Annotated in this window: 24 protein-coding genes, 3 tRNA genes and 1 pseudogene; 11 read left to right on the forward strand and 17 right to left on the reverse strand. The window is 59.0% G+C overall.

Going from position 1 to position 24,992, the window contains the following annotated elements; translation table 11 throughout:
- Nucleotides 1-24: 24 nt before the first annotated feature.
- Together hfq and hflX are read left to right on the forward strand one after the other, a co-directional pair.
- Nucleotides 25-261, forward strand: a complete 237-nt coding sequence (hfq, locus tag AC5XE7_RS01775) for an RNA chaperone Hfq (protein WP_183830195.1) — start codon at nt 25-27, stop codon at nt 259-261.
- Between the two features lie 6 nt (nt 262-267).
- Nucleotides 268-1,674, forward strand: a complete 1,407-nt coding sequence (hflX, locus tag AC5XE7_RS01780) for a GTPase HflX (RefSeq protein WP_495364389.1) — start codon at nt 268-270, stop codon at nt 1,672-1,674.
- Here the strand turns inward: hflX and mazG are convergent.
- Together mazG and AC5XE7_RS01790 are read right to left on the reverse strand one after the other, a co-directional pair.
- Nucleotides 1,671-2,495, reverse strand: a complete 825-nt coding sequence (gene mazG, locus AC5XE7_RS01785; RefSeq protein ID WP_495364654.1) for a nucleoside triphosphate pyrophosphohydrolase — start codon at nt 2,493-2,495, stop codon at nt 1,671-1,673. The genes hflX and mazG overlap by 4 nt on opposite strands.
- A gap of 51 nt (nt 2,496-2,546) precedes the next feature.
- Nucleotides 2,547-3,011, reverse strand: a pseudogene (locus AC5XE7_RS01790) (GNAT family N-acetyltransferase); the annotation flags it as partial.
- A 495-nt stretch (nt 3,012-3,506) separates the two neighbouring features.
- Here AC5XE7_RS01790 and AC5XE7_RS01795 point away from each other — a divergent pair.
- A complete protein-coding gene (locus tag AC5XE7_RS01795; protein WP_495364388.1) occupies nt 3,507-4,397 on the forward strand; it encodes a hypothetical protein in 891 nt (296 codons plus the stop codon).
- A 646-nt stretch (nt 4,398-5,043) separates the two neighbouring features.
- Nucleotides 5,044-6,045 carry a tRNA dihydrouridine(20/20a) synthase DusA gene (gene dusA / locus AC5XE7_RS01800; protein ID WP_495364387.1) on the forward strand — a complete coding sequence of 334 codons (1,002 nt, stop codon included), beginning with the start codon at nt 5,044-5,046 and terminating at the stop codon, nt 6,043-6,045.
- A 29-nt stretch (nt 6,046-6,074) separates the two neighbouring features.
- Here the strand turns inward: dusA and gpt are convergent, their stop codons facing one another.
- The 3 genes from gpt to AC5XE7_RS01815 all read right to left on the reverse strand — a co-directional run bounded on the left by gpt (nt 6,075) and on the right by AC5XE7_RS01815 (nt 8,329).
- Nucleotides 6,075-6,572, reverse strand: coding sequence for a xanthine phosphoribosyltransferase (gene gpt, locus AC5XE7_RS01805; RefSeq protein WP_495364386.1), 498 nt, complete (start codon nt 6,570-6,572; stop codon nt 6,075-6,077).
- Nucleotides 6,573-6,684: 112 nt separating this feature from the next.
- A complete protein-coding gene (locus AC5XE7_RS01810; RefSeq protein ID WP_495364385.1) occupies nt 6,685-7,518 on the reverse strand; it encodes a universal stress protein in 834 nt (277 codons plus the stop codon).
- Between the two features lie 70 nt (nt 7,519-7,588).
- Entirely contained in the window at nt 7,589-8,329 is a 741-nt protein-coding gene (locus tag AC5XE7_RS01815; RefSeq protein WP_495364384.1) for a competence/damage-inducible protein A, read from the reverse strand.
- 185 nt (nt 8,330-8,514) lie between these two features.
- On the opposite strand from AC5XE7_RS01815, the gene wrbA reads away from it, so the two are divergent.
- Entirely contained in the window at nt 8,515-9,114 is a 600-nt protein-coding gene (wrbA, locus tag AC5XE7_RS01820; RefSeq protein ID WP_239798798.1) for an NAD(P)H:quinone oxidoreductase type IV, read from the forward strand.
- 83 nt (nt 9,115-9,197) lie between these two features.
- On the opposite strand, the gene AC5XE7_RS01825 is transcribed toward wrbA, so the two are convergent.
- The 10 genes from AC5XE7_RS01825 to AC5XE7_RS01870 form a co-directional block, all read right to left on the reverse strand.
- A complete protein-coding gene (locus AC5XE7_RS01825) occupies nt 9,198-9,437 on the reverse strand; it encodes a DUF2188 domain-containing protein (protein WP_183830169.1) in 240 nt (79 codons plus the stop codon).
- A 76-nt stretch (nt 9,438-9,513) separates the two neighbouring features.
- The gene (locus tag AC5XE7_RS01830; protein ID WP_495364383.1) at nt 9,514-10,614 is read right to left on the reverse strand and encodes an NADH:flavin oxidoreductase/NADH oxidase; all 1,101 of its coding nucleotides are present in this window, start codon (nt 10,612-10,614) and stop codon (nt 9,514-9,516) included.
- Nucleotides 10,615-10,719: 105 nt separating this feature from the next.
- Nucleotides 10,720-10,804: transfer RNA gene (locus AC5XE7_RS01835), tRNA-Leu, on the reverse strand.
- Nucleotides 10,783-10,989, reverse strand: coding sequence for a hypothetical protein (locus tag AC5XE7_RS01840; protein WP_495364382.1), 207 nt, complete (start codon nt 10,987-10,989; stop codon nt 10,783-10,785). The genes AC5XE7_RS01835 and AC5XE7_RS01840 overlap by 22 nt, the downstream gene beginning before the upstream one ends.
- A 301-nt stretch (nt 10,990-11,290) precedes the next feature.
- Entirely contained in the window at nt 11,291-11,854 is a 564-nt protein-coding gene (locus tag AC5XE7_RS01845; RefSeq protein ID WP_495364381.1) for a transposase, read from the reverse strand.
- A gap of 147 nt (nt 11,855-12,001) precedes the next feature.
- Nucleotides 12,002-12,078 (reverse strand) — tRNA-Arg (locus tag AC5XE7_RS01850).
- Nucleotides 12,079-12,125: 47 nt separating this feature from the next.
- Complete coding sequence (locus AC5XE7_RS01855; RefSeq protein ID WP_183829899.1) at nt 12,126-12,431, reverse strand: ETC complex I subunit; 306 nt, start codon at nt 12,429-12,431, stop codon at nt 12,126-12,128.
- A gap of 112 nt (nt 12,432-12,543) precedes the next feature.
- Nucleotides 12,544-12,620: transfer RNA gene (locus tag AC5XE7_RS01860), tRNA-Pro, on the reverse strand.
- Nucleotides 12,621-12,764: 144 nt separating this feature from the next.
- Complete coding sequence (locus AC5XE7_RS01865) at nt 12,765-13,292, reverse strand: OsmC family protein (RefSeq protein ID WP_495364380.1); 528 nt, start codon at nt 13,290-13,292, stop codon at nt 12,765-12,767.
- Between the two features lie 245 nt (nt 13,293-13,537).
- A complete protein-coding gene (locus AC5XE7_RS01870; protein WP_495364379.1) occupies nt 13,538-14,707 on the reverse strand; it encodes a cystathionine beta-lyase in 1,170 nt (389 codons plus the stop codon).
- Nucleotides 14,708-15,150: 443 nt separating this feature from the next.
- On the opposite strand from AC5XE7_RS01870, the gene AC5XE7_RS01875 reads away from it, so the two are divergent.
- The 4 genes from AC5XE7_RS01875 (at nt 15,151) to AC5XE7_RS01890 (ending at nt 19,453) form a co-directional block, all read left to right on the forward strand.
- On the forward strand, nt 15,151-16,179 hold the full coding sequence (locus tag AC5XE7_RS01875; RefSeq protein WP_239798683.1) for an amino acid ABC transporter substrate-binding protein: 1,029 nt from the start codon (nt 15,151-15,153) through the stop codon (nt 16,177-16,179).
- 105 nt (nt 16,180-16,284) lie between these two features.
- Entirely contained in the window at nt 16,285-17,469 is a 1,185-nt protein-coding gene (locus tag AC5XE7_RS01880) for an amino acid ABC transporter permease (protein WP_495364378.1), read from the forward strand.
- A 3-nt stretch (nt 17,470-17,472) separates the two neighbouring features.
- Nucleotides 17,473-18,633: an amino acid ABC transporter permease gene (locus AC5XE7_RS01885; RefSeq protein WP_183829913.1), complete on the forward strand. Its 1,161-nt coding sequence runs from the start codon at nt 17,473-17,475 to the stop codon at nt 18,631-18,633.
- Nucleotides 18,634-18,649: 16 nt separating this feature from the next.
- On the forward strand, nt 18,650-19,453 hold the full coding sequence (locus AC5XE7_RS01890; protein ID WP_275592311.1) for an amino acid ABC transporter ATP-binding protein: 804 nt from the start codon (nt 18,650-18,652) through the stop codon (nt 19,451-19,453).
- A gap of 143 nt (nt 19,454-19,596) precedes the next feature.
- On the opposite strand, the gene AC5XE7_RS01895 is transcribed toward AC5XE7_RS01890, so the two are convergent.
- Nucleotides 19,597-20,820: an FAD-dependent monooxygenase gene (locus AC5XE7_RS01895; RefSeq protein ID WP_495364653.1), complete on the reverse strand. Its 1,224-nt coding sequence runs from the start codon at nt 20,818-20,820 to the stop codon at nt 19,597-19,599.
- A 23-nt stretch (nt 20,821-20,843) separates the two neighbouring features.
- Nucleotides 20,844-21,089, reverse strand: a complete 246-nt coding sequence (locus AC5XE7_RS01900) for a zinc-finger domain-containing protein (RefSeq protein WP_183831542.1) — start codon at nt 21,087-21,089, stop codon at nt 20,844-20,846.
- A gap of 166 nt (nt 21,090-21,255) precedes the next feature.
- Here AC5XE7_RS01900 and AC5XE7_RS01905 point away from each other — a divergent pair, with 166 nt between their 5' ends.
- Nucleotides 21,256-23,457, forward strand: a complete 2,202-nt coding sequence (locus AC5XE7_RS01905) for an RNA degradosome polyphosphate kinase (RefSeq protein WP_495364377.1) — start codon at nt 21,256-21,258, stop codon at nt 23,455-23,457.
- Nucleotides 23,457-24,992, forward strand: a complete 1,536-nt coding sequence (ppx, locus tag AC5XE7_RS01910) for an exopolyphosphatase (protein WP_183829919.1) — start codon at nt 23,457-23,459, stop codon at nt 24,990-24,992. Before AC5XE7_RS01905 ends, ppx begins: the two co-directional genes overlap by 1 nt.

A 24,992-nucleotide genomic window follows, 5' to 3' on the forward strand; every position in this document is an offset into this window, starting at 1 on the left:
GGATCCGGCGGGAAGATAAGAAAAATGGCCGAACGCTCGCAAAATCTTCAGGACCTTTTCCTGAACTCGGTTCGTAAAAGCAAAAACCCTCTTACGATATTCCTCATCAACGGCGTGAAACTGACTGGTGTCGTGACGTCGTTCGACAATTTCTGTGTGTTGCTGCGCCGCGACGGGCACTCCCAGCTCGTCTACAAGCATGCCATCTCCACGATCATGCCGAGCCAGCCGGTTCAGATGTTCGACGGCGAGGAAGGCTGATACTGCTTGGCACGCAACCGCGACGCCGCTGACAAATCCGGAGCGCAAGCTGACAAAGGCGAGGGCGGGGACAAGACCATGCCCGTACGGGCCGTCGTCGTCGTTCCGGTTCTGACGCGGCAGCAGGCCATGGATGAATCATCCCGGCCGCGCCTGACGCGTTCGCCTTCGGCGCGCCATGACGAGGCCGTGGGGCTGACGCGCGCCATCAATCTCGACCCGGTTCACAGTCTGGTGGTGACGGTCAATGACCCGCGCCCCGGAACCCTTCTGGGATCGGGCAAGGTGGATGAAATCGCTGCCCTGGTGAAGGAAAGCGATGCGGAACTGGTCATTGTCGATCATCCGCTGACGCCTGTGCAGCAGCGCAATCTCGAAAAAGAGATGAACGTCAAGGTGCTCGACCGGACCGGGCTCATTCTGGAAATTTTCGGCGAGCGCGCCCGTACGAAGGAAGGCACGCTTCAGGTCGAGCTTGCCCATCTGAACTACCAGAAGGGACGTCTGGTGCGGAGCTGGACCCACCTTGAGCGCCAGCGCGGCGGTGCCGGTTTCCTCGGCGGCCCCGGTGAAACGCAGATCGAGGCCGACCGCCGCATCCTTCAGGACAAGATCGTCAAGCTGAAGCGGGAGCTGGAAACCGTTCGCCGCACGCGCGACCTGCATCGCGCCAAGCGCAGGAAAGTGCCTTTTCCGGTGGTTGCCATCGTCGGCTACACCAATGCCGGAAAGTCCACTCTGTTCAACCGGCTGACGGGAGCTGCGGTGCTGGCCGAAGACATGCTCTTTGCCACGCTCGATCCCACTCTGCGCCGCCTGCGCCTGCCGCATGGCACGCCGGTCATCCTGTCCGACACGGTGGGGTTCATCTCCGACCTGCCGACTCATCTGGTGGCGGCATTTCGCGCTACGCTGGAAGAGGTGGTGGAGGCCGATCTCATCCTTCACGTGCGCGATATTTCCGATCCCGACACCGCCGCACAGGCGGAGGATGTGGAACGCATATTGGGCGATCTCGGCGTCGATGCGAATGACGACCGCCGGGTGATCGAGGTCTGGAACAAGATCGATCTTCTGGACGATGCCAATCGCGAGCGACTGCTTGGCGAAGCGCATCAGGACCAGCGGCAGGGGCCGATTGCCATCTCGGCCATCACCGGAGAGGGGCTGGAGCGTCTTCTGGCGACAATCGAGACTTATGTCTCGGGTGAACTGGCGGAAATGACCGTCACCCTTGTGCCGGAGCAGTTCAGCCTGCTCGACTGGCTCTATCGCAATGGCGACGTCATCCGGCGTACGGACAATGACGATGGCAGCCTCACGCTGGTGCTGCGGGCAACGCAAAGCGCGCGCGAGGAAATCCGCAACCGTGTGCGTGGCGCAGCGAAGGGAGCTGCCGCGGAGGAGGGTTAGACCTTACCCTTCGCCTGCTGCCAAAGCTCTTCCATCTCTTGCAGAGTGGCATCTTCAAGCGATTTTCCCTTTTCATCAAGGGATCGCTCTATGTAGTGGAAGCGATTGCGGAATTTGTCGTTTGTTCCGGCAAGCGAAGCCTCCGAATCCACGCCGAGATGGCGGCCGAGATTGACGAGCGCGAACAGCGTGTCGCCAAACTCATCCCTGATGGCATCCGATTTTCCCGCTGCCAGCGCCTGACGCAACTCGCCGATTTCCTCCTCGATCTTGTCGAGGATCGGGGCGGCAGCCCCCCAGTCGAATCCGACGTGCGCGGCTTTTTCCTGAAGCTTGAGCGCTCGGGTCAGAGCCGGCAAGGGCAGGGGAACGCTGTCCAGATAACCCTTACCGTTGTCTTCCGGGTCCTGCCCGCGGGCAATTCTGGCCGCGCGCTTCTCCGCCTTTTCTTCCGATTTGATCTTTTCCCACATGCCTTTCGCCATGCCGGCGCTGCGTGCATGGTCGTCACCGAACACATGCGGATGACGGCGGATCATCTTGGTGGTGATCGCCTCCACGACATCGGGAAACGCGAATTCGCCCTGCTCCTCGGCCATGCGGGCGTGGTAGACGACCTGCAGCAGAAGATCGCCCAGCTCCTCGCGCAGATCGTCGAAATCGCCGCGCTGGATGGCGTCCGCCACCTCATAGGCTTCCTCGATCGTATAGGGCGCGATGGTGGAAAAAGTCTGCTCCACGTCCCACGGACAGCCACCGACCGGCGCGCGCAGCGCGGCCATGATCTCGATGAGCCGGGAAATGTCCTTTGAGGGCGTCAGCGAGGGAATTGCGCCGTCCTTGTCCAGTTTGCGCGCAAAATACCGGACGGTCTTCGAGCCGCCATGAATGGTTGCCTCGCCAACTTCCCGAAAGCCGAGTCGTTCATGAAACGCATCGGATGCCGGATTGGGCGGATCGGAGTTCACCTCGCACACGATGGTGTCGTGCCCGGCCTTCAGGGCCAGATCGAACAGATGTTCATAAAGCCGTCTGGCATGGCCGCGCCCGCGCGCCGCCTCGCTGACGACAACGCGATCAACATAGAGGAAGCGTGGGTAGTTTTCGCGGAACCAGAGAAAGTTCGGGCTGTCATAGTCGGCATTCTGATCGAAGCTTATCAGAAATGCCTCGGCATCCCCGATGTTCAGCGCGTGGGCCGCGTTGTCCAGAAGGTGGGACAGGCGCTCCGGTTCCAGCCATGAAAGCTCCTGCGCATGGAGATTGTTCAGCTTAAGGATCGCCGCCTCGCGATTTCTGTCCACGGGTTCGATGGGCGGCAGAGGCTGGCTTGACACGATGAAAGTCCATCCTTGTTGGAAAGCGCCCCACGGTTAGCACCGCTGCCGGCGCCGCAAAAGCCCCTTGGGTCAGTATGAAACCCGTTCGAGGCAGTGTTCAGGGCCGGTCCCGATGCGGCGTGGTGATATTTACGCTTTGAAAAACCGGGCCGGATGCGCCACATGTCGGGTCAGGCCGTGGTGTGCGGCTCGCCTTGTTGCCAGAAGAACTCGTGAATGTCTGCGTATAAAGAAAAATTCTCAGTTGCTCCCATGCTCGACTGGACATCTCGCAAATATCTTGTTGAAAATACTTATCTTTTTTGATCGCAAACGGCTCTGGCACAAACTGGGCACACACAGAGGCCAAAAAGCGGTAGAAGATTCAACAAAACGTGTAGTCACTCTGGGCCACGAAAAACACCGATGAAGCCCGCTTGAACATCATGGGCCGGGCTTGGCACAATCCGAAAAATGAGTACCTAGTCTAGCCGGTGAGGGGGAGAGATTGCATTGCCTGATGACTTCTGGACGTGGCTGTTGAACATAGCCCTCACGAGCGGTGTGCTTGGAGTGATCGCCTACCTGCTGCGGGATACGGTAGCGAAGTTTCTGTCCAAAACTGTTGAGCAGCGGTTCGAGAGGCAGATGGAGACATTCAAGGCTGAGATCAGGGACAATGAAAAGGAACTGGATCACATCCGCTCGTACCTAACCTCGGCTCGTCGGGAGCGCGACTCGGCTCTCCAAACGAAGCGTTTTGAGGCTGCGGAGACCTTACTGCGGGCACGCCACAGCCTGTCCCAGCTGTCGATGCTGGTTGAGTACATGAAAATCTTGAACGGTGCGCAGATACTCAAGGACGGCGACGACCCGAAAATCACCGAGTTCATCGAGACCATCATGAAGCCTTTCGATGTCGATGAGAAGATAAAGGCGTTGGGTGCTTTCGACAAAACCGTCGCCAAGCTCTACATAAGCGACAGGGCACTCAAGGTATATGACGCCTACGAGAGTATCATCCTCCAAGCGACTATGATGATGAAGCTCTACAGCATCCGGATGCGGGACAAAGGTAGACTCATCAAAGCCGGAAGCCTGAGCAAGACGATCATCGAATTGGTCCCGGGATCGAAGGAGGGGTTCGACCAATTCGGAGAGGAGTACGCGTACTACTGGACGAAGTACTTCCACGACGAAATCTTGCGATTGCTACGCCATGAGGTGTCCGGCATGGATCATACGAGTCGAGACGTGAAGTCGGCTGAACAGGTAGCCTTCGAGGCGCGCCAGGCGCAGATCAACGTTCGTTCGGCGCTGGCGCAGAAGGGCTTGCCTGAAACTCTGATAAAAACGGACGATAGCGCTGCAAGCTTGTCCGTAGCTGCTGAGTCTAAGGCTTGAACAATTTCGCAGCTATTTGGGCGCCGATCTCTGCTGCTGCTTTAACCAGTGCGCGCCTTGTGGAGCGGGCTATACAGGCGCCGTTCTCCTGTATCGTCGATGAGATTGAATCAGCTACCGAGGCCGACACTGATACGCAGCCATGCCTGTCGATCTTAATAGTTGCTTGAATCGGATAGCTAGAAGGAAGGCGTCCTCGGTGTTGTTGAGCGGGTTCCAGTTTCTCCAGGTGGGTCGCCCGGTGCCGGAAGCGGTGAGGCAAAACAATCCTTTTTGAGTTGCCTGTTTGCGGGGATCAAACTCGTGACCGGATGCGATTGCAGCCATTCTCAGCAGTTCGTTGTCGCTCACTTTCGTTTCCTGGGAGTGCAATGCCTCCGTCTATTGGTGTTGGGCGAGTGTACCAGAGGCGAATTTTTCTATTCAACTATTTGTTGAAAATGCAGGCCTACCGCTGTCGTGTAACAGCCCAGTTCTGTGGGCTGTTCGGGCACAAAACGGGAGTCTTGCCTGGCACAATTTCGGGCACAAACGCAAAATTATCGATCACGCACCCTCAATGGTTTCAAGTGGTTAAACGTGTTAGATAATTGTCCAAATAATAGGCAGGCACAATTGTGCTGTTTTGGCACAAGTAGAAAAAGTTATGAAAAATCAATATCTTATGAGTTCTCGACGCTTCTCAGTTGCGCCTATGCTCGACTGGACGGACCGGCATTGCCGGTTCTTTCATCGGCAGCTCTCCGGCAAGGCGTTGCTTTATACCGAGATGATCGTCGCCGATGCCGCAATTTTCGGGAACAGGGCAAGGCTGCTTGGATTCGATGATAGCGAGCATCCCGTGGCGTTGCAGCTTGGTGGGTCCGATCCGGTCAAGCTGGCTGAGGCGGCCCGCATCGGTGCCGATTTTGGCTATGATGAGATCAATCTCAACGTAGGATGTCCTTCGGATCGCGTGCAGAGCGGCACATTCGGCGCCTGTCTGATGCTGTCGCCACAACTGGTTGCCGATTGCGTGGCGGCCATGAAGAAAGCCGTCCGCATTCCCGTGACCGTAAAGTGCCGGATCGGCGTCGATGAGCAGGATCCGGAAATCGCGCTTGATGATCTGTCTGAGAGAGTGTTCGACGCAGGCGTGGATGCACTGTGGGTTCATGCACGTAAAGCGTGGCTGAAGGGGCTCAGCCCGAAGGAAAACCGGGATATCCCGCCGCTCGACTATGACAGGGTCTACCGCCTGAAAAAGGCAAACGGCGAGCGCTTCATCGGCCTCAATGGCGGAATCGCAACTCTTGAAGAAGCAGCGCGGCATCTGCGCGAGGTCGACGGCGTCATGCTCGGCCGGGCCGCATATCATACGCCTGAAATCCTGACGGGCGTCGATTCACTACTGGAAGGAGAGGAAGCCCCGGATTTCGATTATGCCGCGCTGGTCGAAACCATGGCAGATTATGCCGCGCGCCATCTGGCCGGGGGCGGGCGCCTGGGGCAGGTCACGCGCCACATGGTCGGACTTTTCCACGGCCTTCCCGGCGCCCGTCGCTGGCGCCAGATCCTGTCGACCGACGCCATGAAGCCCGGCGCCGGCTCAGAAATTCTTTTCGAAGCATTTTCAGCCGTGGACCTGTCCGCGAGACAGGCTGCCTGACAGTCTTCGGAGACGGATCGTTACCCAGCTTACTTCGCCTGATCGTCGGCAATCGGCTTCTGATAGGTGAAGCCCATATCCCATGGGAAGTAGATCCAGGTGTCCTGACTGACTTCGGTCACGAACGTATCCACCAGCGGACGGCCCTTGGGCTTGGCATACATGGTGGCGAAATGGGCTTTCGGCAGCATGGCGCGCACGATGCCGGCGGTCTTGCCCGTGTCCGTCAGGTCGTCGATGATCAGGATCGACTCGCCATCATTTTCAAGAAGGCTCGGAGTCACCTCCTTCAGCACCTGCAACTGCCCCTGCGAGCTGTAATCGTGATAGGAAGCCACGCAAACGGTCTCGATGACGCGGATGCCAAGTTCGCGCGAAATCACGGCAGCAGGCACCAGCCCGCCCCGCGTGATGCAGACGATGGCCTTCCACTGCTGATTGGCGCCGGCCAGCCGCCAGGCCAGCGCGCGGGCGTCGCGGTGAAACTGATCCCATGAAATCGGGAAAGCTTTGTCGGGCAGGGACATCAGAACGCACTCCGCAGGCGCGCTCCGGCGCGCAGGTCACAAGGAATGCGAGCGGAATTAGCCGGAAATCCACATGCTTGGCAAGAGGGCCGAAATCACAGGCTGAACCTGTTCAGCGTGAGATCAGGACCGTGACCGGAGACGAACGCAGAATCGAACGCGTGACCCCGCCAAAAAGCAACTCTCTCAGCCATGAGTGGCTGTAAGCGCCGAGCACGAGAAGATCTGCGCCGGTGGCAGCCAGCCGCTCCTGAATGAGCGCCTCCACTGACTGGCTTCCGGATTCCTGCACCGACACGCTGACATTGACGCCGTGGCGTGACAGAGAGGCGGCAATACGGGCTCCGGCCGCCTCGGGCCCTTCTTCTGCCGTATGGGATGGATCTATGATAAGTATGTCGGTCTGTTCAGCATCGATCAGGAAGGGCAACGCATCGAAAGTAGCACGCGCCGCTTCCTTGCTGCCGTTCCATGCAAGCAGAACCCGGCGATAGGAGGAAAGCACCGCGCCGGATTGAGGCACCATCAGGATTGGCCTGCCGGAATCGTAAACGAGGCTTTCCACATCCGTCCCATCCTCGCTTTCCACGTCTCGCTGTGCCGCGATAACAAGGTCGGCCGAGCGGATGCTGGACAGTCCGGATATAGATCCGTCACCGGAAAAGCTTTCGAGGGTGCGCCATTCGAACGACACGCCGGAATCTTCGGCCCGTTCGTGGAAAATCCCCCGCAATTTCAGTGTCGTTTCCTTGTTGAGTTCCGTGGACACCTGAATGAAATCCGTGTCAGGAAAACCAACCGCCGACGTGTATGGAACCGGCAGGACTTCAGCATGGACGCCGACAAGATGTGCTCCGATGCGAGTTGCAAGCGAGACAGCGCAATCCAGTACGCGTGACGATTCCTGCTCACCTTGTAGGATGACGGCGATGGTCCTGTACGTCATGATCTGACCCTTCCGCGTCGGAATACGGCCAGTATAAATGCGTTTGACGGGTTCCGGTTCCGAAATTTTATCAGGCGTCAGCGCTTAACGCCGAGACCATGGCTTTCACATCGCGGCGGGCGGCTTCCAGAATTTCCGGTGACCGGGCGCGCACGACCAGTTCTGTCCAGAACTTGCCGTCCCCGAATTTCGGGTAGGAGCCGATGATGGTTTCAGGGTGTGCCTTCTGGATTTCCGCCAACGGGCCGCCGATCACACCTTCGCCAAGCGCGCAGGGTACGGTTGCCGAAAGCATCTTCACGCCGGTTTTCAGCGTGGGCACGACCTTGTCCAGCATCGCCTGGAACACGGACGGAACGCCAGCCATCACGTGAACATTGCCGATGCGAAAGCCCGGCGCTACCGAAACCGGGTTTTCGATATGGGAAGCACCGCGCGGCATTCTGGCCATGCGCTTGCGTGCCTCAGTGAACTCAAGCTCCCGGCGCGCATAATGCGCGGCCAGCAGAGCATAGGCTGTGTCATCATATTCGCAGGGCACCCCAAAGGCTTTGGCGACCGAATCCGCCGTTATGTCGTCATGTGTCGGACCTATTCCGCCGGACGTGAACACGTAGGTATATCGGGTGCGTACCGCGTTAAGAGCCGAAACGATCTCATCCTCTTCATCGGGAACGATGCGCACTTCCTTCAGGTCTATGCCGATAGCGGTGAGGATATCGGCCAGATGCCCGATGTTCTTGTCCTTGGTGCGCCCGGAGAGGATTTCGTCGCCGATCACGAGCATGGCGGCAGTAACGATCCCGGTCATGGCGACTCCTTGTTGCATAAGCGCAGGACGTCCAATACCGCGTCAAAGCCGCAGGCGCAAAGGCACAGGTTTTGTGAACACTGTGTCGGCATCCTGATACTTTTCCGTGAACGTTCGCTGCCCTAGATTGTTTTTGCAATTCGAGCGGACACTCACGTCCGCCTGCCGCAATCGTGGAGATGAAAATGGCGAAGGTGCTTGTCCTTTATTATTCCAGCTTTGGTCACATGGAGCAGATGGCGAAGGCCGCTGCCGAAGGTGCGCGCGAGGCTGGCGCAGACGTGACGATCAAGCGCGTGCCCGAGCTGGTGCCGCTGGAAGTGGCGAAGGCCGCGCATTACAAGCTCGATCAGGAAGCACCGATCGCCGAACCGCTGGAGCTGGCCAATTATGATGCCATCATTCTCGGCGTCGCGACGCGCTATGGCGCCATGGCCTCGCAGATGAAGAATTTTCTCGACCAGACCGGCCCGCTGTGGGCCAAGGGCGCACTTCTCGACAAGGTCGGGTCAGTGATGGTGTCGACGGCAACGCAGCACGGCGGCGCGGAAATTGCTCTGCTCAGCACGCAGGCTTCCCTGCAGCATCACGGCATGATTATCGTCCCGCTGTCCTATGCCTATCAGGGCCAGATGGGTAATGACGTGGTGCGTGGCGGTGCGCCCTATGGCATGACCACGACCTCGGACGGTGATGGCTCGCGCCAGCCTTCGGCGCAGGAACTTGAAGGTGCGCGCTTCCAGGGCAAGCGGGTTGCGGAAATCACCGCGCGGCTTCACGGCTGAGCCGCGTAATCCCTCCGGAACTGAAAAGAGCGGCCTCAGGCCGCTCTTTTTGCAGGAATGCAGTAATATGTGACGGGACACAGCTATTCCGAAACCTCGGTTTGCGGCCTGTCACGCCCGTCAGACAGTTCCTCATGCCATTTGCCGGAGCTGTCCTCATATTCGATGCCGTCTGATTTGCCGGCTATCTGCTGTTCTCCTGCGGCGCGTTCGGCAGCTCTCACCGCGTCATCGTGAGTGGGAAAGGTCTCCGAATAGGTCGAGCCGACCTGATAGGCCCAGCCTCCGTCATGCTCCAGAATTTTATAGACGACTTTGGTCATTATCGCTCTCCGCATACCACCCTATGAAAGGGATGGATGGAAAACGCGGCCGGCATCCATTGGTTGCCTCGTTCCTTCAGGCGGGCACAACCCAATGGCGCATGGTGGTTATCGAGCGCTGGTATTGCGGAGCGGCTGGAACTTCTGCGCCCAGCGTGGCGGCCGCGCGCCATCCCCAGCGGGGATCAGCCAGAAAGGCACGACCGAGCGCAACCATGTCGGCACGTTCCTGTGCAAGTACTTCTTCGGCCTGTCGCGGTTCCGTAATGAGACCAACGGCCCGAACCGGAATATCGGCGCCCTTGCGTACGGCTTCCGCCAGATGCACCTGATAGCCCGGCCCGCCGGGAAGTTGTTGCAGGGGAGAATTTCCTCCGCTTGAGCAGCAGATATAGGCGAGGCCTTCAGCCTTAAGCGCTTTGGCCACGGCGATCGCATCATCGACATCGAAACCACCGTCCACCCACTCCTTTACCGAAAGGCGCGCGCCCACCATCAGCCCCGGAGCAGCCTTGCCCACGGCGCGTGCCACTTCCACGGCAAAGCGCATGCGATTGTCCAGCGATCCGCCCCAGCGGTCGTCTCGCTGATTGGAGAGCGGCGATAGGAACTGAAAGATCAGATAGCCGTGCGCGGCATGAAGTTCGATGAAATCGAATCCTGCGCGCTCCGCTCTTTCTGCGGCTTTTGCAAACTTCCCGATGACCACCCAGATTTCATCCTCTGTGAGCGCATGGGGTGTTTGCCAGCCCTCGTCATAGGGAATTGCCGAGGCGGAAACGATCGGCCACGGATCCTCATTCCGTTCCAGCGGACCTCCACCTTCCCATGGCCGCCGGCACGAGGCCTTGCGGCCGGCATGCGCGAGCTGCGTGCCGAATACGGTTCCCGCAGGAGAAACGCGTCTGGCCGCATCAAGCGCGCGCCTTGCCGCCGCTTCGTTCGCATCCCTGTAAAGTCCGAGACACCCATGGCTGATGCGGCCCCGACGCTCCACATTCGTCATCTCCACGGTGACCATTCCGGCACCGGACATTCCAAGGTTCATCCAGTGCTGAAGGTGCCAGTCGTTGGCCGAGCCGTCGTCAGCCGAGTACTGGCACATGGGCGCAACGGCCAGACGGTTCGGAACGGCAAGATTGCCAAGCGTGATGGGCTGGAAAAGCGCTGAGGTCATGAGATGCTCCGGGAGAATGTCGGCGCCAATGTAGGCAGGCCGGTTGGCTGTGACCAGTACCGGATATGCACAATCGAAGAGGAGTTTCCGTGGAAAGCTGGAAAGTGGTGCGGACGACGGGAATCGAACCCGTACGGATCGCTCCGAGGGATTTTAAGTCCCTTGCGTCTACCAGTTCCGCCACGTCCGCGCGGCTTGTTTCTCACGGCTCGGACGGCGTTCGTCAACTGATGTTTTCCAACACCTGTCATGAATCGTCATGGCAGGTGTCGTCAGCGTAAGGAGAGGGCAGTTCGCGAACAGCAGGCTAAGCGCATAATCGAATTCCTCGTTGATCAGGTCACGCGGCTTCTGATTCAGCGTGACGATGCCCAAGGATCGATCCGGATCGGTACGCATGGCGGAAGGGGGAAAGGGCCGAAATCTACACGAAGGCGGCCGAAGATCGGACTCTTGCCAAAAACGCCGCAAGGCGTCGGCGTGAAAGGCGGGATGAAGAATAAGGTAATGCCTATCCGATCTGGACCGGATTGGTGTCGATCAGTTGGATGTTTGTGGTCTTTAAGAGCTTGATGATCAAGGGTTTGATGTCCTCGTCACGGTGATTGAAGCGGTAGCAGGTTTCGCCGAGATAGAGATGGAAGAACTTTTTGGGCACGCCGCGGTAAGGGTATAGTCAGTTCTTGGCATATGACCAGAAGCCCTCGATGCCGTTGATGTGGTCGCGGCCGAGCGGCCATCCCTTCTCCTTGCGGATGACGACATGGTCGCCGCGCATGCGCAAGATGGCATAGGCCTGCCACTCATCAGTGTAGTAGAGCGAGCCCTCGCGGCTCTCGGCCTGGATCACCTTCATGATGGAGGCGCGGTCATGGGTGGGGATCGGCTGGGTTTTCACCAGGCCGTTGCGCTTGATGATGCCGAAGACGATGACCTTGCCGGCCGCGCCCCAGCCGCGCTTGCCTTTCCGAGCGCCGCCGAAGGTGGTTTCGTCGCATTCGAGGCTGCCCTCGAACGGCCCGCGCAGCTGCTCGGCATGGGCCATCGCCTTCGGATCAGCCGGTAGAACCGTTCCGTCGCAGGGCGGCCCGCCACCAGCGAGAAGCGCTGGACCAGTTCCGTCTTCACGCGGCTGTCGAGGCGGGAGGCGTCCCACAGAGATCGCAGTCGCCAGCGCTTCCCGCAGCGGCGGCATTTCAGACGGCCGTCCGAAAGACGCCAGCTCCAGCCAAACCCACATTCAGGGCATCCTGACATGGCCAATCCTCAACGATTTGGTCCAACTTGGATAGGCATTACCTAGAATAATGTCCCACTTTTCGACCGCTCGATAAGGATGAGGCAATAGGTGCAAAAAGTAGTATGAAATCAACCATAATAATAATAATGGCGATCCCGGCAGGATTCGAACCTGCGACCATCGGCTTAGAAGGCCGGTGCTCTATCCAGCTGAGCTACGGGACCAGATATACGCAGCTGTACAAAAAGCAGCGCAGTAAAATTCCAGTTGTTTAATGCGTCCAGGGCGTGCGGCGATCGTATCGGAAATTATCCGAATAGGAGATTTGCCTGCGCTTCGGCTGATTGGGCTCCTGCAGGCGGTAAGCCAGACCTTCGCGCTCGGCATAAGCGATGGCTTCTTCCTTCGTCTCGAAGGTGAGGCGAATCTGGCTCTTCATGTCGCCGGACGTGGTGTAGCCCATCAGGGGATCGATCTTGCGCGGCTGTTCGGGCTCGAACTCCAGAACCCAGTATCCGGTCTTGGCTGTGCCGGATTGCATAGCAGTCTTGGCAGGGCTGAAAATGCGCGCGGACATGGAAACCTCTTTGCAGTGCGGCTTACGAGCCGTAGCGTCTCCATACTTCGCAAAACCGGCGGCGGCAAGATCGCAAACGCCGCAGCACCGTCAATCCAAAGCTGAGGTTACATGGTCGGAGTGGCAGGATTCGAACCTGCGACCCCCTGATCCCAAATCAGGTGCGCTACCAGGCTGCGCTACACTCCGGTGACCACCGGCTGTTGTCAGTTTTCACCAACAATTTGCGAGTGGGGATGCCGTATCAGCCCGACTGCCTGCATGCAAGCCTGCATTTGCAACTTCTCGTTCCGCTCGTCTTTCATCGGATTTTTCCACAGTGTTGGCGGTGCCTCAAACCGGCTCCAGCGCGTGAGCCTGCTCGTGGCGGAAGTCGATTTGCACGGGTGTCGGGTTCTGGAGAATATCGAGAACCGGGCAGTGGCGGTCGACGACGCTTTTGAGACGGAGAAGATCATTTTCCGAAGCCGGGCTGTCTATCGTCACCGCGGCGGTGACTCCCTGAAAGCCGGGGCGGATGGATTTGTCGACGTTGAACAGGCCGCGCAGATCGATGTCTCCTTCAAGCCGCACGGAAACCCTGTTCACCGGAATGCCGAGCGCGTCCGCGTAAAGACGGTAGGTGATTTCCTGGCAGGAGCCGAGAGCGGCAAGAATGTATTCGACCGGATTGGGAGCGGTATCGGTGCCGCCAAGCGCCTGCGGTTCATCAACGGCCACGTTGAACTGGCGAATCGCGACGTTGCTGTTGACGCCATCTCCAAGGGTGGAGCGGGCTGAAAATGTAGCGCGCGCATTTTGCGGTGCAGCGGCAAGGGCCGCATTGGTGGAATCGAATGCCGTCTTGAATTTGAAAGTCATCAGCGCGTCCCTGCCGAATAGCCAAGGCACCTTATCGTGCCGCTGAAATTCTGGCTGCGACGGCGGCACGGATAAAGAAAGACAGTGCCTCTTCCCGTTGGGATGGCGAAATGACTTTTCACGAAAGCGACCGGGTGCAGACGATGGTTCCGCCACCCGGCCAACGTTTCCGTTTTCTCTCTGAAGGTATTCCGGAGCGGAAGTATTTATTGCGCCGGTTCAGAGTGAGAACCTGAGGCGAAAACTCAGGCCGATGCGGCAGCGTCGAGCCCGTGCTGCAGGTCCGTCTTCAGATCCTCCACATCTTCCAGTCCGATCTGGAGGCGTATGACCGGTCCCGCATATTTGCCTCTGGCGATCGTTCTGTCAGCCAGCGACACGGGAACGGCGAGGCTTTCATAGCCGCCCCATGAAAATCCCAGCCCGAATATCTTCAGTGCATCAAGGAAGGCGTGCGCCTGCTTCTGGCTGCCGCCGTCCAGAACAATGGAGAAAATGCCGCTCGATCCGGAGAAATCGCGCTTCCAAAGCTCATGGTCGGGATGGCCTGGGAGGGCAGGGTGCAGCACGCTGGCCACACCGGGCCTGCCTTCAAGCCACTCGGCCACTGCAAGCGCGCTGGTGCGGTGATGTTCGAGCCTGATGCCCATTGTACGAAGACCACGCAGAACCTGATACACGTCATCGGGCGCGGAACAGCAGCCCAGCGTGATGAAGCCATCATGCAGGCGCTGCCAGTGCTGCTCATTGGCCGATACGGTGCCCAGAAGCACATCGGAGTGCCCGGCGGGGTACTTGGTGGCGGCATGGATGGAGATATCCACGCCGAAATCGAGCGGCCTGAAATAGAGCGGCGTTGCCCATGTGTTGTCCATCATAACGACGGCACCGGCCTCCTTCGCCACCTTTGAAATCGCCGGAATATCCTGCACCTCGAATGTGTTGGATGCGGGCGATTCGGTAAAGACGACGCTGGTATTGCGGCGCATGAGGGCGGCGATTCCGGCGCCGATATGCGGATCGTAATATTCCACCTCCACGCCCAGTCTCTTCAGCATGGTGTCGGCGAAATGACGGGTGGGATGATAGACGGAGTCCACGATCAGGACATGAGACCCGGCCTCGGCAAAGGCAAGCAGGGGCACGGTGACGGCGGCAAGGCCGGATGGAACGATAATCGTTCCGGCTGATCCCTCCAGCTCGTCCATGGCCGCAGCCAGAGCATCGGTGGTTGGGGTTCCGCGTGTACCGTAGGTGTATTTCTGTGAGCGTCCTACAAGCGTGGCTGAATCCGGGAACAGCACGGTGGATGCGTGGACGACGGGTGGATTCACGAATCCATAAAAATCCCGGGGATTGCTTCCGCAATGGGCAAGGCGCGTATTGATGCCCAGATCGGTGCTGTCTTTGGCCATGTAGAGATCGCTCCAGATGTTGTTTCGCAAGCTTAGTGGCGCACTTATGCACCCGCAACCGTGATACCCCTGAGCGGCTTGCATTTTGCTCGTTGTGCAAAAAGCTGCCGGTAGGGAAAACGACCCCCACGATCGGTGGTCAGGCGACATTTTATGTCGCTTTCAGGACATGAAGAAGCCTTCCGCAACGGAACTATGACGCAATTTCAGGAATGAATTTTGCTTTTACGGCAATGTGTTGAGTGCAAAATGACCAGTGCTCTGGCCCAATCATTCATTTTTCTTGACCTCACGAAGATTATCGCCTTCGATGACGTTCGTGACTGGGAGCGGGTCATAGGTCTTGAAGACTTTACATCCCGAGTAAAAAGCGGTCGGGGGAGATCGCCTGGACACGACGAAACCGGGTCGATTCCCGGATAACAGAAAAGGGTATGTGGGTTATGAAAAAGTTGGCAATCGGTGTACTCGGTGCTGCCGCATTCGGAATGCTGGCGGGAGCGGCCAGCGCGGATACGCTTGACGATGTGAAAGCCAAGGGATTCCTGCAATGTGGGGTGAACACGTCGCTCGCCGGCTTCTCCGCTCCCAATGACAAGGGTGAGTGGATGGGGCTTGACGTCGATTTCTGCCGTGCTGTGGCTGCGGCGGTATTCGGCGATGGAACCAAGGTCAAGTTTACGAGCCTGAGCGCGAAGGACCGCTTTACAGCGCTTCAGTCCGGCGAAGTGGACATTCTCTCGCGTAACACGACGTGGACCATCAACCGTGACACGGCTCTCGGCTTCAATTTTGCCGGCGTCACCTACTATGATGGTCAGGGCTTCATGATCAACGCGAAGAAGCTTCCGGGCGTGAATTCCGCGCTCCAGCTTTCGGGTGCTTCAGTTTGCGTCCAGTCCGGCACGACCACGGAAATGAATCTGGCCGACTATTTCAGCGCCAACAAGATGGAATACAATCCGGTCGTGTTCGAGAAGTTCGAGGAAGCCAACGCCGCCTATGACGCGGGCCGTTGCGATGCCTACACGACCGACCAGTCCGGCCTCTATGCCGTGCGCCTGCAGATGGCGGCACCCGACGACCATGTCGTGTTGCCGGAAATCATCTCCAAGGAGCCGCTTGGTCCGGCTGTCAGGCAGGGTGACGACAAGTGGTTCGACATCGTGAAGTGGACCTATTTTGCTCTTCTCAACGCTGAAGAGGCCGGCATCACGCAGGCCAATGTCGATGAGATGAAGAACAGCGCCAATCCCGACATCAAGCGTCTGCTTGGAACGGAAGCTGAAACCAAGATCGGCACCGACCTTGGCCTCGGCAATGACTGGGTCGTGAACATCATCAAGGCCACCGGCAACTACGGCGAAATCTTCGAGCGTAATGTTGGTACCGGAAGCCCGCTCAAGATCGCGCGCGGCATCAACGCGCTGTGGACCAAGGGCGGCCTGCAATACGGTATGCCGATCCGCTGACGACCAGAAAAGCCGGAGAGTTCACTTCTCCGGCTTTTTCCCTTCCTGCCGGAACACAAAAACAAACACCGGCGGGAATTCAGACACCTGTTCAAGGGGAACCATGTGTCACAGGAAGTTATCAGAGACGAATCCGCGCGGGTCCCGCTGATATATGATCCCAGGGTTCGCAGCATTGCATTTCAGGTTGTTCTGGTCGCGCTGCTGGTGCTTGGCGTGTGGTGGATCGTCGACAACACGATCGAGAACCTGCGCCGCTCCAACATTTCCACCGGATTCGCGTTTCTGCGGGGGCGGGCGGGCTTCGATATTTCCGACCGGCTGATCGACTACACGTCGGACTCGTCCTATGGCCGTGCGCTTCTGGTCGGTATCGCCAATACGCTGATCGTAGCAGCAGCCGGTATTGTGACAGCCACGATTCTGGGGTTTCTCGTTGGCGTCGGCCGCCTCTCCAACAACTGGCTGATCCGCAAGCTGGCGACGGTCTATGTGGAAGTGTTCCGCAACATTCCGCCGCTGCTGGTCATCCTGTTCTGGTATCAGGGCGTGCTGGCCGTGTTGCCAAATGTGCGCGACAGTCTCTCGCTGCCGCTTGGCTCCTACCTCAACAATCGCGGGTTCTACTTTCCGCGGCTGGTGTGGGAACCGGGTGCCTGGCTGATCCTTGCCGGGTTCGTGGTGGCTGTCATCCTGTCCTGGTATGTGGCAAGGCGCGCGCGGGCAAGACAGATGGCCACGGGGCAGCAATTCCCGGTCTTCCTGACCAGTCTTTCACTGATCATCCTGCTGCCACTGCTGGCCTATCTTCTGGCCGGGATGCCGGTCTCGGTGGATTTTCCGCAGAAGGGTACGTTCAACCTGTCCGGAGGCTTCAATGTAAGGCCGGAGTTCCTGTCGCTCTATCTGGCGCTGTCCTTCTATACGGCCTCATTCATTGCAGAGATTGTCCGCGCCGGGATATTGGGTGTTTCCAAAGGGCAGACGGAAGCCTATTCGGCGCTGGGCATGCGTTCGGGACAGGGACTGCGGCTGATCGTAATCCCGCAGGCAATGCGCATCATCATTCCCCCGCTCACCAGCCAGTATCTGAACCTGACGAAGAACTCATCTCTCGCTGTGGCGATCGGCTATCCCGATCTCTACGCGATCGGCGGAACCATTCTCAATCAGACAGGGCAGGCGATCGAGGTGGTGGTCATCTTCATGACCGTTTATCTCGGTATCAGCATCATCACCTCGGTCTTCATGAACTGGTTCAACACCAAAATGGCCCTGAAGGAGAGGTGAGCTATGCAGGAACATGACATATCCTGGGTGCGCACCGAAATGGCTCTGGCCGAGACCGCACCCCGTTCGCAGGTGGGTGCGGCAGCGTGGCTGCGCAAGAACCTGTTCGCTACTCCGATTGACTCGGTTCTCACCGTGCTTGCCTTGCTGGTTGTGGCTTCGCTTCTGCCGCGGGCGCTCGACTGGCTGTTCTTTGGAGCGGTGTGGACCGGCGCCGACCGCACAGCCTGCCTGACCACCGAACAGGGCGGCCAGCTTCCGGCCGGGTGGTCCGGCGCTTGCTGGCCTTTTGTGAGCGGCCGCTTCGGCCAGTTCATGTTCGGCCGCTATCCCATGGACGAGCGGTGGCGCGTGATCCTCACCGGCATCATCTTCGTGGCGCTGCTGGCGCCGCTGTTGATACCGCGCGTACCCTACAAGAAGCTGAACGCCATATTGTTCTTCGGCGTGTTTCCGTTCGTAGCCTACTTCCTGCTGGTGGGCGGCGCTTTCGGCCTGCGTTATGTCGAAACCCCGATGTGGGGCGGCCTGATGGTGACGCTGGTCATTTCCTATGTCGGCATCGTCGTGTCACTACCACTTGGCATCATACTGGCACTCGGCCGGCGCTCGGAAATGCCGATCGTGAAGCTGCTTTCGGTTATTTTCATTGAAACCGTGCGTGGCGTGCCTCTGGTCACCGTTCTGTTCATGGCCAGCTTCATGTTGCCCCTGTTCGTGCCGCCGGGCACCAGTTTCGACAAGCTGCTGAGGGCGCTGATCGGTGTCGCTCTGTTCGCCTCAGCCTACATGGCGGAGGTGGTCCGCGGCGGATTGCAGGCCATCCCCAAGGGGCAATATGAAGGCGCGGATTCGCTCGGTCTCGGCTACTGGCCGAAGATGGGGCTGATCATCATGCCGCAGGCGCTGACACTGGTCATACCCGGCATCGTCAACACCTTCATCGGCATGTTCAAGGATACGACCCTGGTGCTGATCATTTCGATGTTCGATCTGCTCGGCGTCGTGAAGCAGAACATTTCGGGTGATCCCACATGGGCGACCCCGCAGACGGCAAAGACCGGCTACATTTTTGCAGCCGCAATCTTCTGGGTGTTCTGTTTCGGCATGTCGCGCTATTCTCAATATATGGAACGCCGGCTCGATACCGGTCACAAACGCTAGGCAAGAGGAATGGCAAATGGCCACCGAAAACGCAGTCAGCGCTGAAGAGATCGAGGTCGACACCGGCAAGATGCAGGTTTCGGCGACGGAGGTTGCGATCGAGATCATCGGCATGCACAAGTGGTATGGCGAGTTTCATGTGCTGAAGGACATCAACCTGAAGGTGATGCGCGGCGAGCGCATCGTCATCTGCGGTCCTTCGGGCTCGGGCAAGTCGACGATGATCCGCTGCATCAACCGGCTGGAGGAGCACCAGAAGGGCAAGATCATCGTCGATGGCAAGGAGCTGACCAACGATCTGAAGAAGATCGACGAGGTGCGCCGCGACGTCGGCATGGTGTTCCAGCACTTCAACCTGTTCCCGCATCTGACCATTCTGGAAAACTGCACGCTGGCGCCGATCTGGGTTCGCAAGGTTCCGAAGAAGGAGGCCGAGGCGACGGCCATGCACTATCTGGAGCGGGTGAAGATCCCCGAGCAGGCGCATAAATATCCCGGCCAGCTTTCCGGCGGCCAGCAGCAGCGCGTGGCGATCGCACGATCGCTGTGCATGAAGCCGAAGATCATGCTGTTCGACGAGCCGACCTCGGCGCTGGACCCGGAGATGGTGAAGGAGGTTCTGGAAACCATGGTGGGCTTGGCCGAAGAAGGCATGACGATGCTGTGCGTGACGCATGAAATGGGTTTCGCGCGTCAGGTTGCGAACCGGGTGATCTTCATGGATCAGGGCCAGATCGTGGAGCAGAACACGCCGGTCGAGTTCTTCGATAACCCCCAGCACGAGCGCACCCGGCTGTTCCTCAGCCAGATCTTGCATTGATGAAGACAGGCGCGGCATAGCAAATCTGCTGGAGCGTTTTCAGGAAAAGTGGAAGCTTTTCCGGTTCGGAAACGCGACAAATCAAAGACATAGAGCCGCGCAGCTTCCGGAATCCGGAAACGAAGAGGGCGGCTGCGGGTTGTTCAGCGCTCCTGCGGAAGCCGCCACCCATAAAGCCAGTCGAGATCGGTTGCGAGGCTTTGCGGAGAGCGCATCCTGAGCACAAGATTTCTCGCCAGAGCCACCGGCCCTGCTGCATTCCACGCCATTTTGTTCAGTGCGCCACGCCGCGCGACTTTCGACAGCCGCGCTTTACGTTGCTGTTCCCACAAGGATATTGCGCCTTGTTCAGGGACGGTGGGCCCAGCGATATATTGCGCGAGCAGGGCAGCGTCTTCGATGGCCATGGCGGCACCTTGCGCCGCAAAGGGGGTGACGGCGTGCGCGGCATCTCCGATGAGTGCGATTCCCGGCGCGGTCCAGCTGGCCGCCGGGTCAACCGTATGAAGCGGCCATGCCGTCCAATGCCCTGCCATTTCCACCAGACGCGCCAGAGCGGGCGAACTTCGCGCAACGGCATGCAGCAGAATCGACCTTTCCGCCTGCACTGCCCAGCTCTGCGCGATATCCATAGCAGGCGTGAATGCGACCAGGTTGATTTCTGCTCCGGCCCGCAAGGGGTACGCCACCAGATGAAAGCCGGCATGCAGGAAAGTGGTGACACTGTCACTGTCCGCAAGCCTGCCAAACGCTTCCCCGGCAGGACTGTTGGTTTCTATGGTCGTGCGCCATGCGATCTGCCCGCTGAACCGGTTTCGGGCAGACTGTTCGACAAACCGGCGGGAAGCGGACCAGACGCCATCGGCACCGATCAGCAGTTGGCTCTCTGCGGTGGTCGTGTTGCCTTCAGGGTCCCCGAAGCTTGCGATAACATGGCCCGGCCGTTCCCGCGAAACCTCCGCCAGTTTCATGCCCGTGTTGATTTCGATTTCCGGCCGTGAACGCGCCTTCGTCAGCAATGCCTGCTGCAGGTCGGCGCGGTGCGAAACGAGATAGGGTGCATTCCAGCGCTGTTCAGCGAATTTCCCAAGCGGAACGCTGGCAAGCTCGCGCAGCGTGTTGGCGTCTTTCAGTCGCACGGCCTGCGGCTGCACCGCGTGCGGGCGCAGATACGGAAGAACGCCGAGATCTGTCAGGATGCGTGCGGCATTTGGGGAAATCTGAAGCCCCGCGCCAAAGGCTTCCAGTTTGGGGGCCTGCTCGAAAACACGGGTGATGATTCCCCGGCGCGCCAGAGCAATCGCCATGGTGAGGCCGGCAATGCCGGCCCCTGCGATCACGATCGGGCTTTCGCCCCTGTATGCCATGATGGGTTCCGGCCGTTTGCCGCTCAGGCGGCCCGGTCGATATAGGCGCAGCCTGCGGGGATGGTTACGTCTGCAGCGAGGGCCGCATTGTAGCGGTACAGCGTCGAGCAGTACGGACAAACCTTCTCGTCATCCGCCCCCATGTCCAGAAACACATGCGGATGATCGTACGGAGAGGTTGCTCCCACGCACATGAATTCCTTGACGCCGATCTCGATCGCTGCGTGACCCTGATCGTTCTGGAAGTGGGGAATGATACCGCCAGCCATCATCGTCTCCTTCGAGCTGTTATCCAGCGTTTGGATCATAACAGGGTTCTTTGCAAGGCTTGTGAAATCAAACTGTCGTAAAACCCTGCCAGAGGATAATGTGAAACAATGTAGCCGGCTGGCGGTGTGACGGGTTTCACGCCGGCAGAGGCAGGAAAGCGGGGATATGAGCGGATTGAGGCCAAAACAGGCAGAGTTCACGACATCTGAGGTCGCGGCAACAGAGAGCGGCAACCCTGATCGTTTCGTCAATCGTGAGTTTTCGTGGTTGCAGTTCAACCGCCGCGTGCTTGAGGAAGCCCGCAACGAACGCCATCCATTGCTCGAACGTGTCCGCTTCCTTTCCATATCCGCCGCCAATCTCGACGAGTTCTTCATGGTGCGTGTCGCGGGTCTGGCCGGGCAGGTGCGGCAGCGCATCAGCCTGAAAAGCCCGGACGGACGCACCCCGGAGCAGCAGCTCGAACAGGTGTTGCGCGAAGTTGAGCGCCTGCAGGCTGACCAGCAGAAGGTGCTGGCGGAGCTGATGGCACGTCTCGACGCAGAAGGGATCGAAACGGTCAACGTTTCTGCGCTTACCAAGGATGAAAAGGTCTGGCTGGAAGAGTATTTCCGCGAGCAGGTGTTTCCGGTTCTGACCCCGCTGTCGATCGATCCCGCGCACCCTTTTCCCTTCATCCCGAACCTTGGTTTCTCCATGGCGCTGCAGTTGCGTCATCTGCGGGAGGGCGAGGAAATGAGCGCGCTTTTGCGCCTGCCGCCGGCGTTGAAGCGCTATGTCCGCCTGCCTGATCGCAAGACCCGCATTCGGTTCGTTCCGCTTGAAGATGTGGTCGGTCTCTATATCGGACGTCTGTTCCCCGGTTACGAGGTCAAGGGTTCGGGCACCTTCCAGATCATCCGCGACAGCGACATCGAGGTGGAGGAGGAATCCGAAGATCTGGTGCGTCTGTTTGAGACCGCGCTGAAGCGCCGTCGGCGCGGTTCGGTCATCCGCATCGAGTTCGACAGCCGCATGCCGGAAAGCCTGCGCGAATTCGTGGCGGGAGAGCTTGGGGTTGCCGGCAACCGCATCAGCGTCATCGAGGGGCCGCTGGCGCTCAGCCAGATTTCGGAGATTGTCTCCATTGCGCGCGACGACCTGAAATATACGCCCTACAATCCGCGGTTCCCTGAGCGCATCCGCGAGCATGGCGGCGATTGCTTCGCTGCTATCCGCGAGAAGGATATCGTCGTTCACCATCCATATGAATCTTTCGATGTGGTGGTGCAGTTCCTGCGTCAGGCAGCGGTCGACCCCGAAGTCGTGGCAATCAAGCAGACGCTTTACAGAACCTCCAACGACAGCCCGATCGTGCGCGCGCTGATCGATGCGGCCGAGGCCGGAAAATCCGTGACCGCACTTGTCGAGCTCAAGGCACGGTTCGACGAAGAGGCGAACATTCGCTGGGCGCGCGATCTGGAGCGGGCCGGCGTGCAGGTCGTGTTCGGTTTTCTGGAGCTGAAGACGCATGCCAAGATGTCTTCCGTGGTACGGCGCGAGGATGGCAAGCTGCGCAATTACGTGCATCTGGGGACCGGCAACTACCACCCGATCACGGCTCGTATCTACACGGACCTCTCCTTCTTCACCTGCGACCCAAAGATGGCGAGCGACGTCGCTCAGATATTCAATTTCATCACCGGATATGCTGAGCCGACCGACGAGATGGCGATCGCGCTTTCGCCCTACACTCTGCGCAGTCGCATTCTCGGGCATATCGAAAACGAGATCGCCCATGCCAGGGCCGGGCGCCCGGCGCGAATCTGGATGAAGATGAACTCGCTGGTCGATCCTCAGGTGATCGATGCGTTGTACGATGCCAGCAGTGCCGGCGTGGAGATCGACATCGTCGTGCGCGGCATCTGCTGCCTGCGGCCGCAGGTGCCGGGGCTGTCGGAGAACATCCGGGCAAAATCGATTGTTGGCCGCTTCCTTGAACACAGCCGCATCTATTGCTTCGGCAACGGACACGGCCTGCCGTCGGATGAAGCCATCGTCTATATCAGCTCGGCCGATCTGATGCCGCGCAATCTCGACCGCCGCGTCGAAACGATGGTGCCGATCACCAATCCCACCGTGCATGAGCAGATTCTTGGACAGATCATGCTGGGTAATCTGGTGGACAACCAGCAAAGTTTCGAAGTATTGCCGGATGGCACATCGCGCCGGGTGACGATTGAAGAGGGCGAGGAGCCGTTCAATGCGCAGGAATATTTCATGACCAATCCCAGCCTTTCCGGACGGGGTGATGCCTTGAAACTGCATGCGCCGAAGCGGATCGCGCAGTTCAAGCGCCGCAAGAAAACTGATCCGACGACCAGCTGATGATTGCTGCATCTCAGGGCCGGCTTCAGGACCGGCGCCCGGTTTCGATCATCGATATCGGATCGAACTCCATACGCCTCGTTGTCTATGAAGGACTGGCGCGGTCTCCCACCATGCTGTTCAACGAGAAGATGCTGGCGGGTCTGGGGCGCGGCATCGTCTCCACCGGCAAGCTCGATCCTGAGGCGGTTACCAGGGCGATGGAAGAGTTCCGGCGCTTTCGCAGCCTCTCCGAACAAGCGGGCGCCGTTCACATGCATGTGCTTGCCACAGCGGCCGCGCGTGAGGCTGAAAACGGCCCGGATTTCATCCGCCGGGCGGAAGATGTGCTCGGCACGGAAGTTCACGTGCTCAGTGGCCGGCAGGAAGCTTATTATTCGGCGCTCGGCGTCATCTCTGGCTTTGAACCTGCAAATGGTATTGCAGGCGATCTGGGCGGTGGCAGCCTCGAACTTGTCGACGTTGCGGGCACGACCATCGGCGACGGCATTACGCTGCCTCTGGGCGGCCTTCGCCTGCAGGATATGGCAGGCAATTCTCTGGAAGTGGCAACCAAGATCGCGCGCATCGAGGTGGCCAGAGCAAAGCTTCTCAAGGCGGGGCAGGGGCGCACCTTTTATGCCGTGGGCGGCACCTGGCGAAATCTCGCCCGCCTCCATATGGAGAAGACGGGATATCCGCTTGGGGTAATGCATCACTATGAGATCGACCCCGCCAGCGCGATGTCCTTTCTCAAGCAGGTCGCCAAGGGAAATATCGAACGCATCAAGGGCATCGAAGGCGTGTCGAAGGCTCGCCGCGCGCTGTTGCCTTATGGTGCCATCGTTCAGAAGGAAATCATCACCGCGATGAAGCCGTCGCGCATCATCGTGTCGGCGGTCGGCGTGCGTGAGGGCTATCTCCATTCCCTTCTGCCTGCTGCGGAACAGACGGCAGATCCGCTGCTTTCAGCCTGCGAGGAGCTTGCACGGCTGCGCTCGCGCTCGTTCACTCATGTTCGTGAACTTGTCGAGTGGACGAGCGAGTCCTTCCGGACGTTCGGCATCGAGGAAACGGTTAATGAGGCGCGCTACCGGAAAGCCGCCTGTCTGCTGGCCGACATTGGCTGGAGAGCGCATCCGGAATATCGCGGAACACAGTCGCTCAACATCATCGCCCATGCTGCTTTTCTTGGCGTCGATCATCCGGGGCGCGCCTATCTGGCGCTGACGAACCTGTTCCGGCATGAGGGGCTTTTCAGCGGGCTGGCGCCGGCGTTCCATGAACTGGCAACGCCGCGCTATCTTGAGCGGGCGCGGATTCTGGCCGGTGCGATGCGGGTGGTTTACCTGCTTTCGGCGGCAATGCCCGGCGTCATACCGCAGCTCCGATGGCGAAAGCGCGATGACGGCGTTCTCGCTCTGGTCATTCCGAAGAATCTCTCCGGCCTTTATGGCGAGCGACCGGCGGCGCGTGTCACCCAGCTCGGAAAAGTCCTGGGGCTGCGTATGGTTCTGGCTGTTGAAGGGCAACCGGACGTGATCGTCGCCAAGTAA

This window comes from Aquamicrobium sp. YD-1-mutant5 (assembly GCF_059509755.1).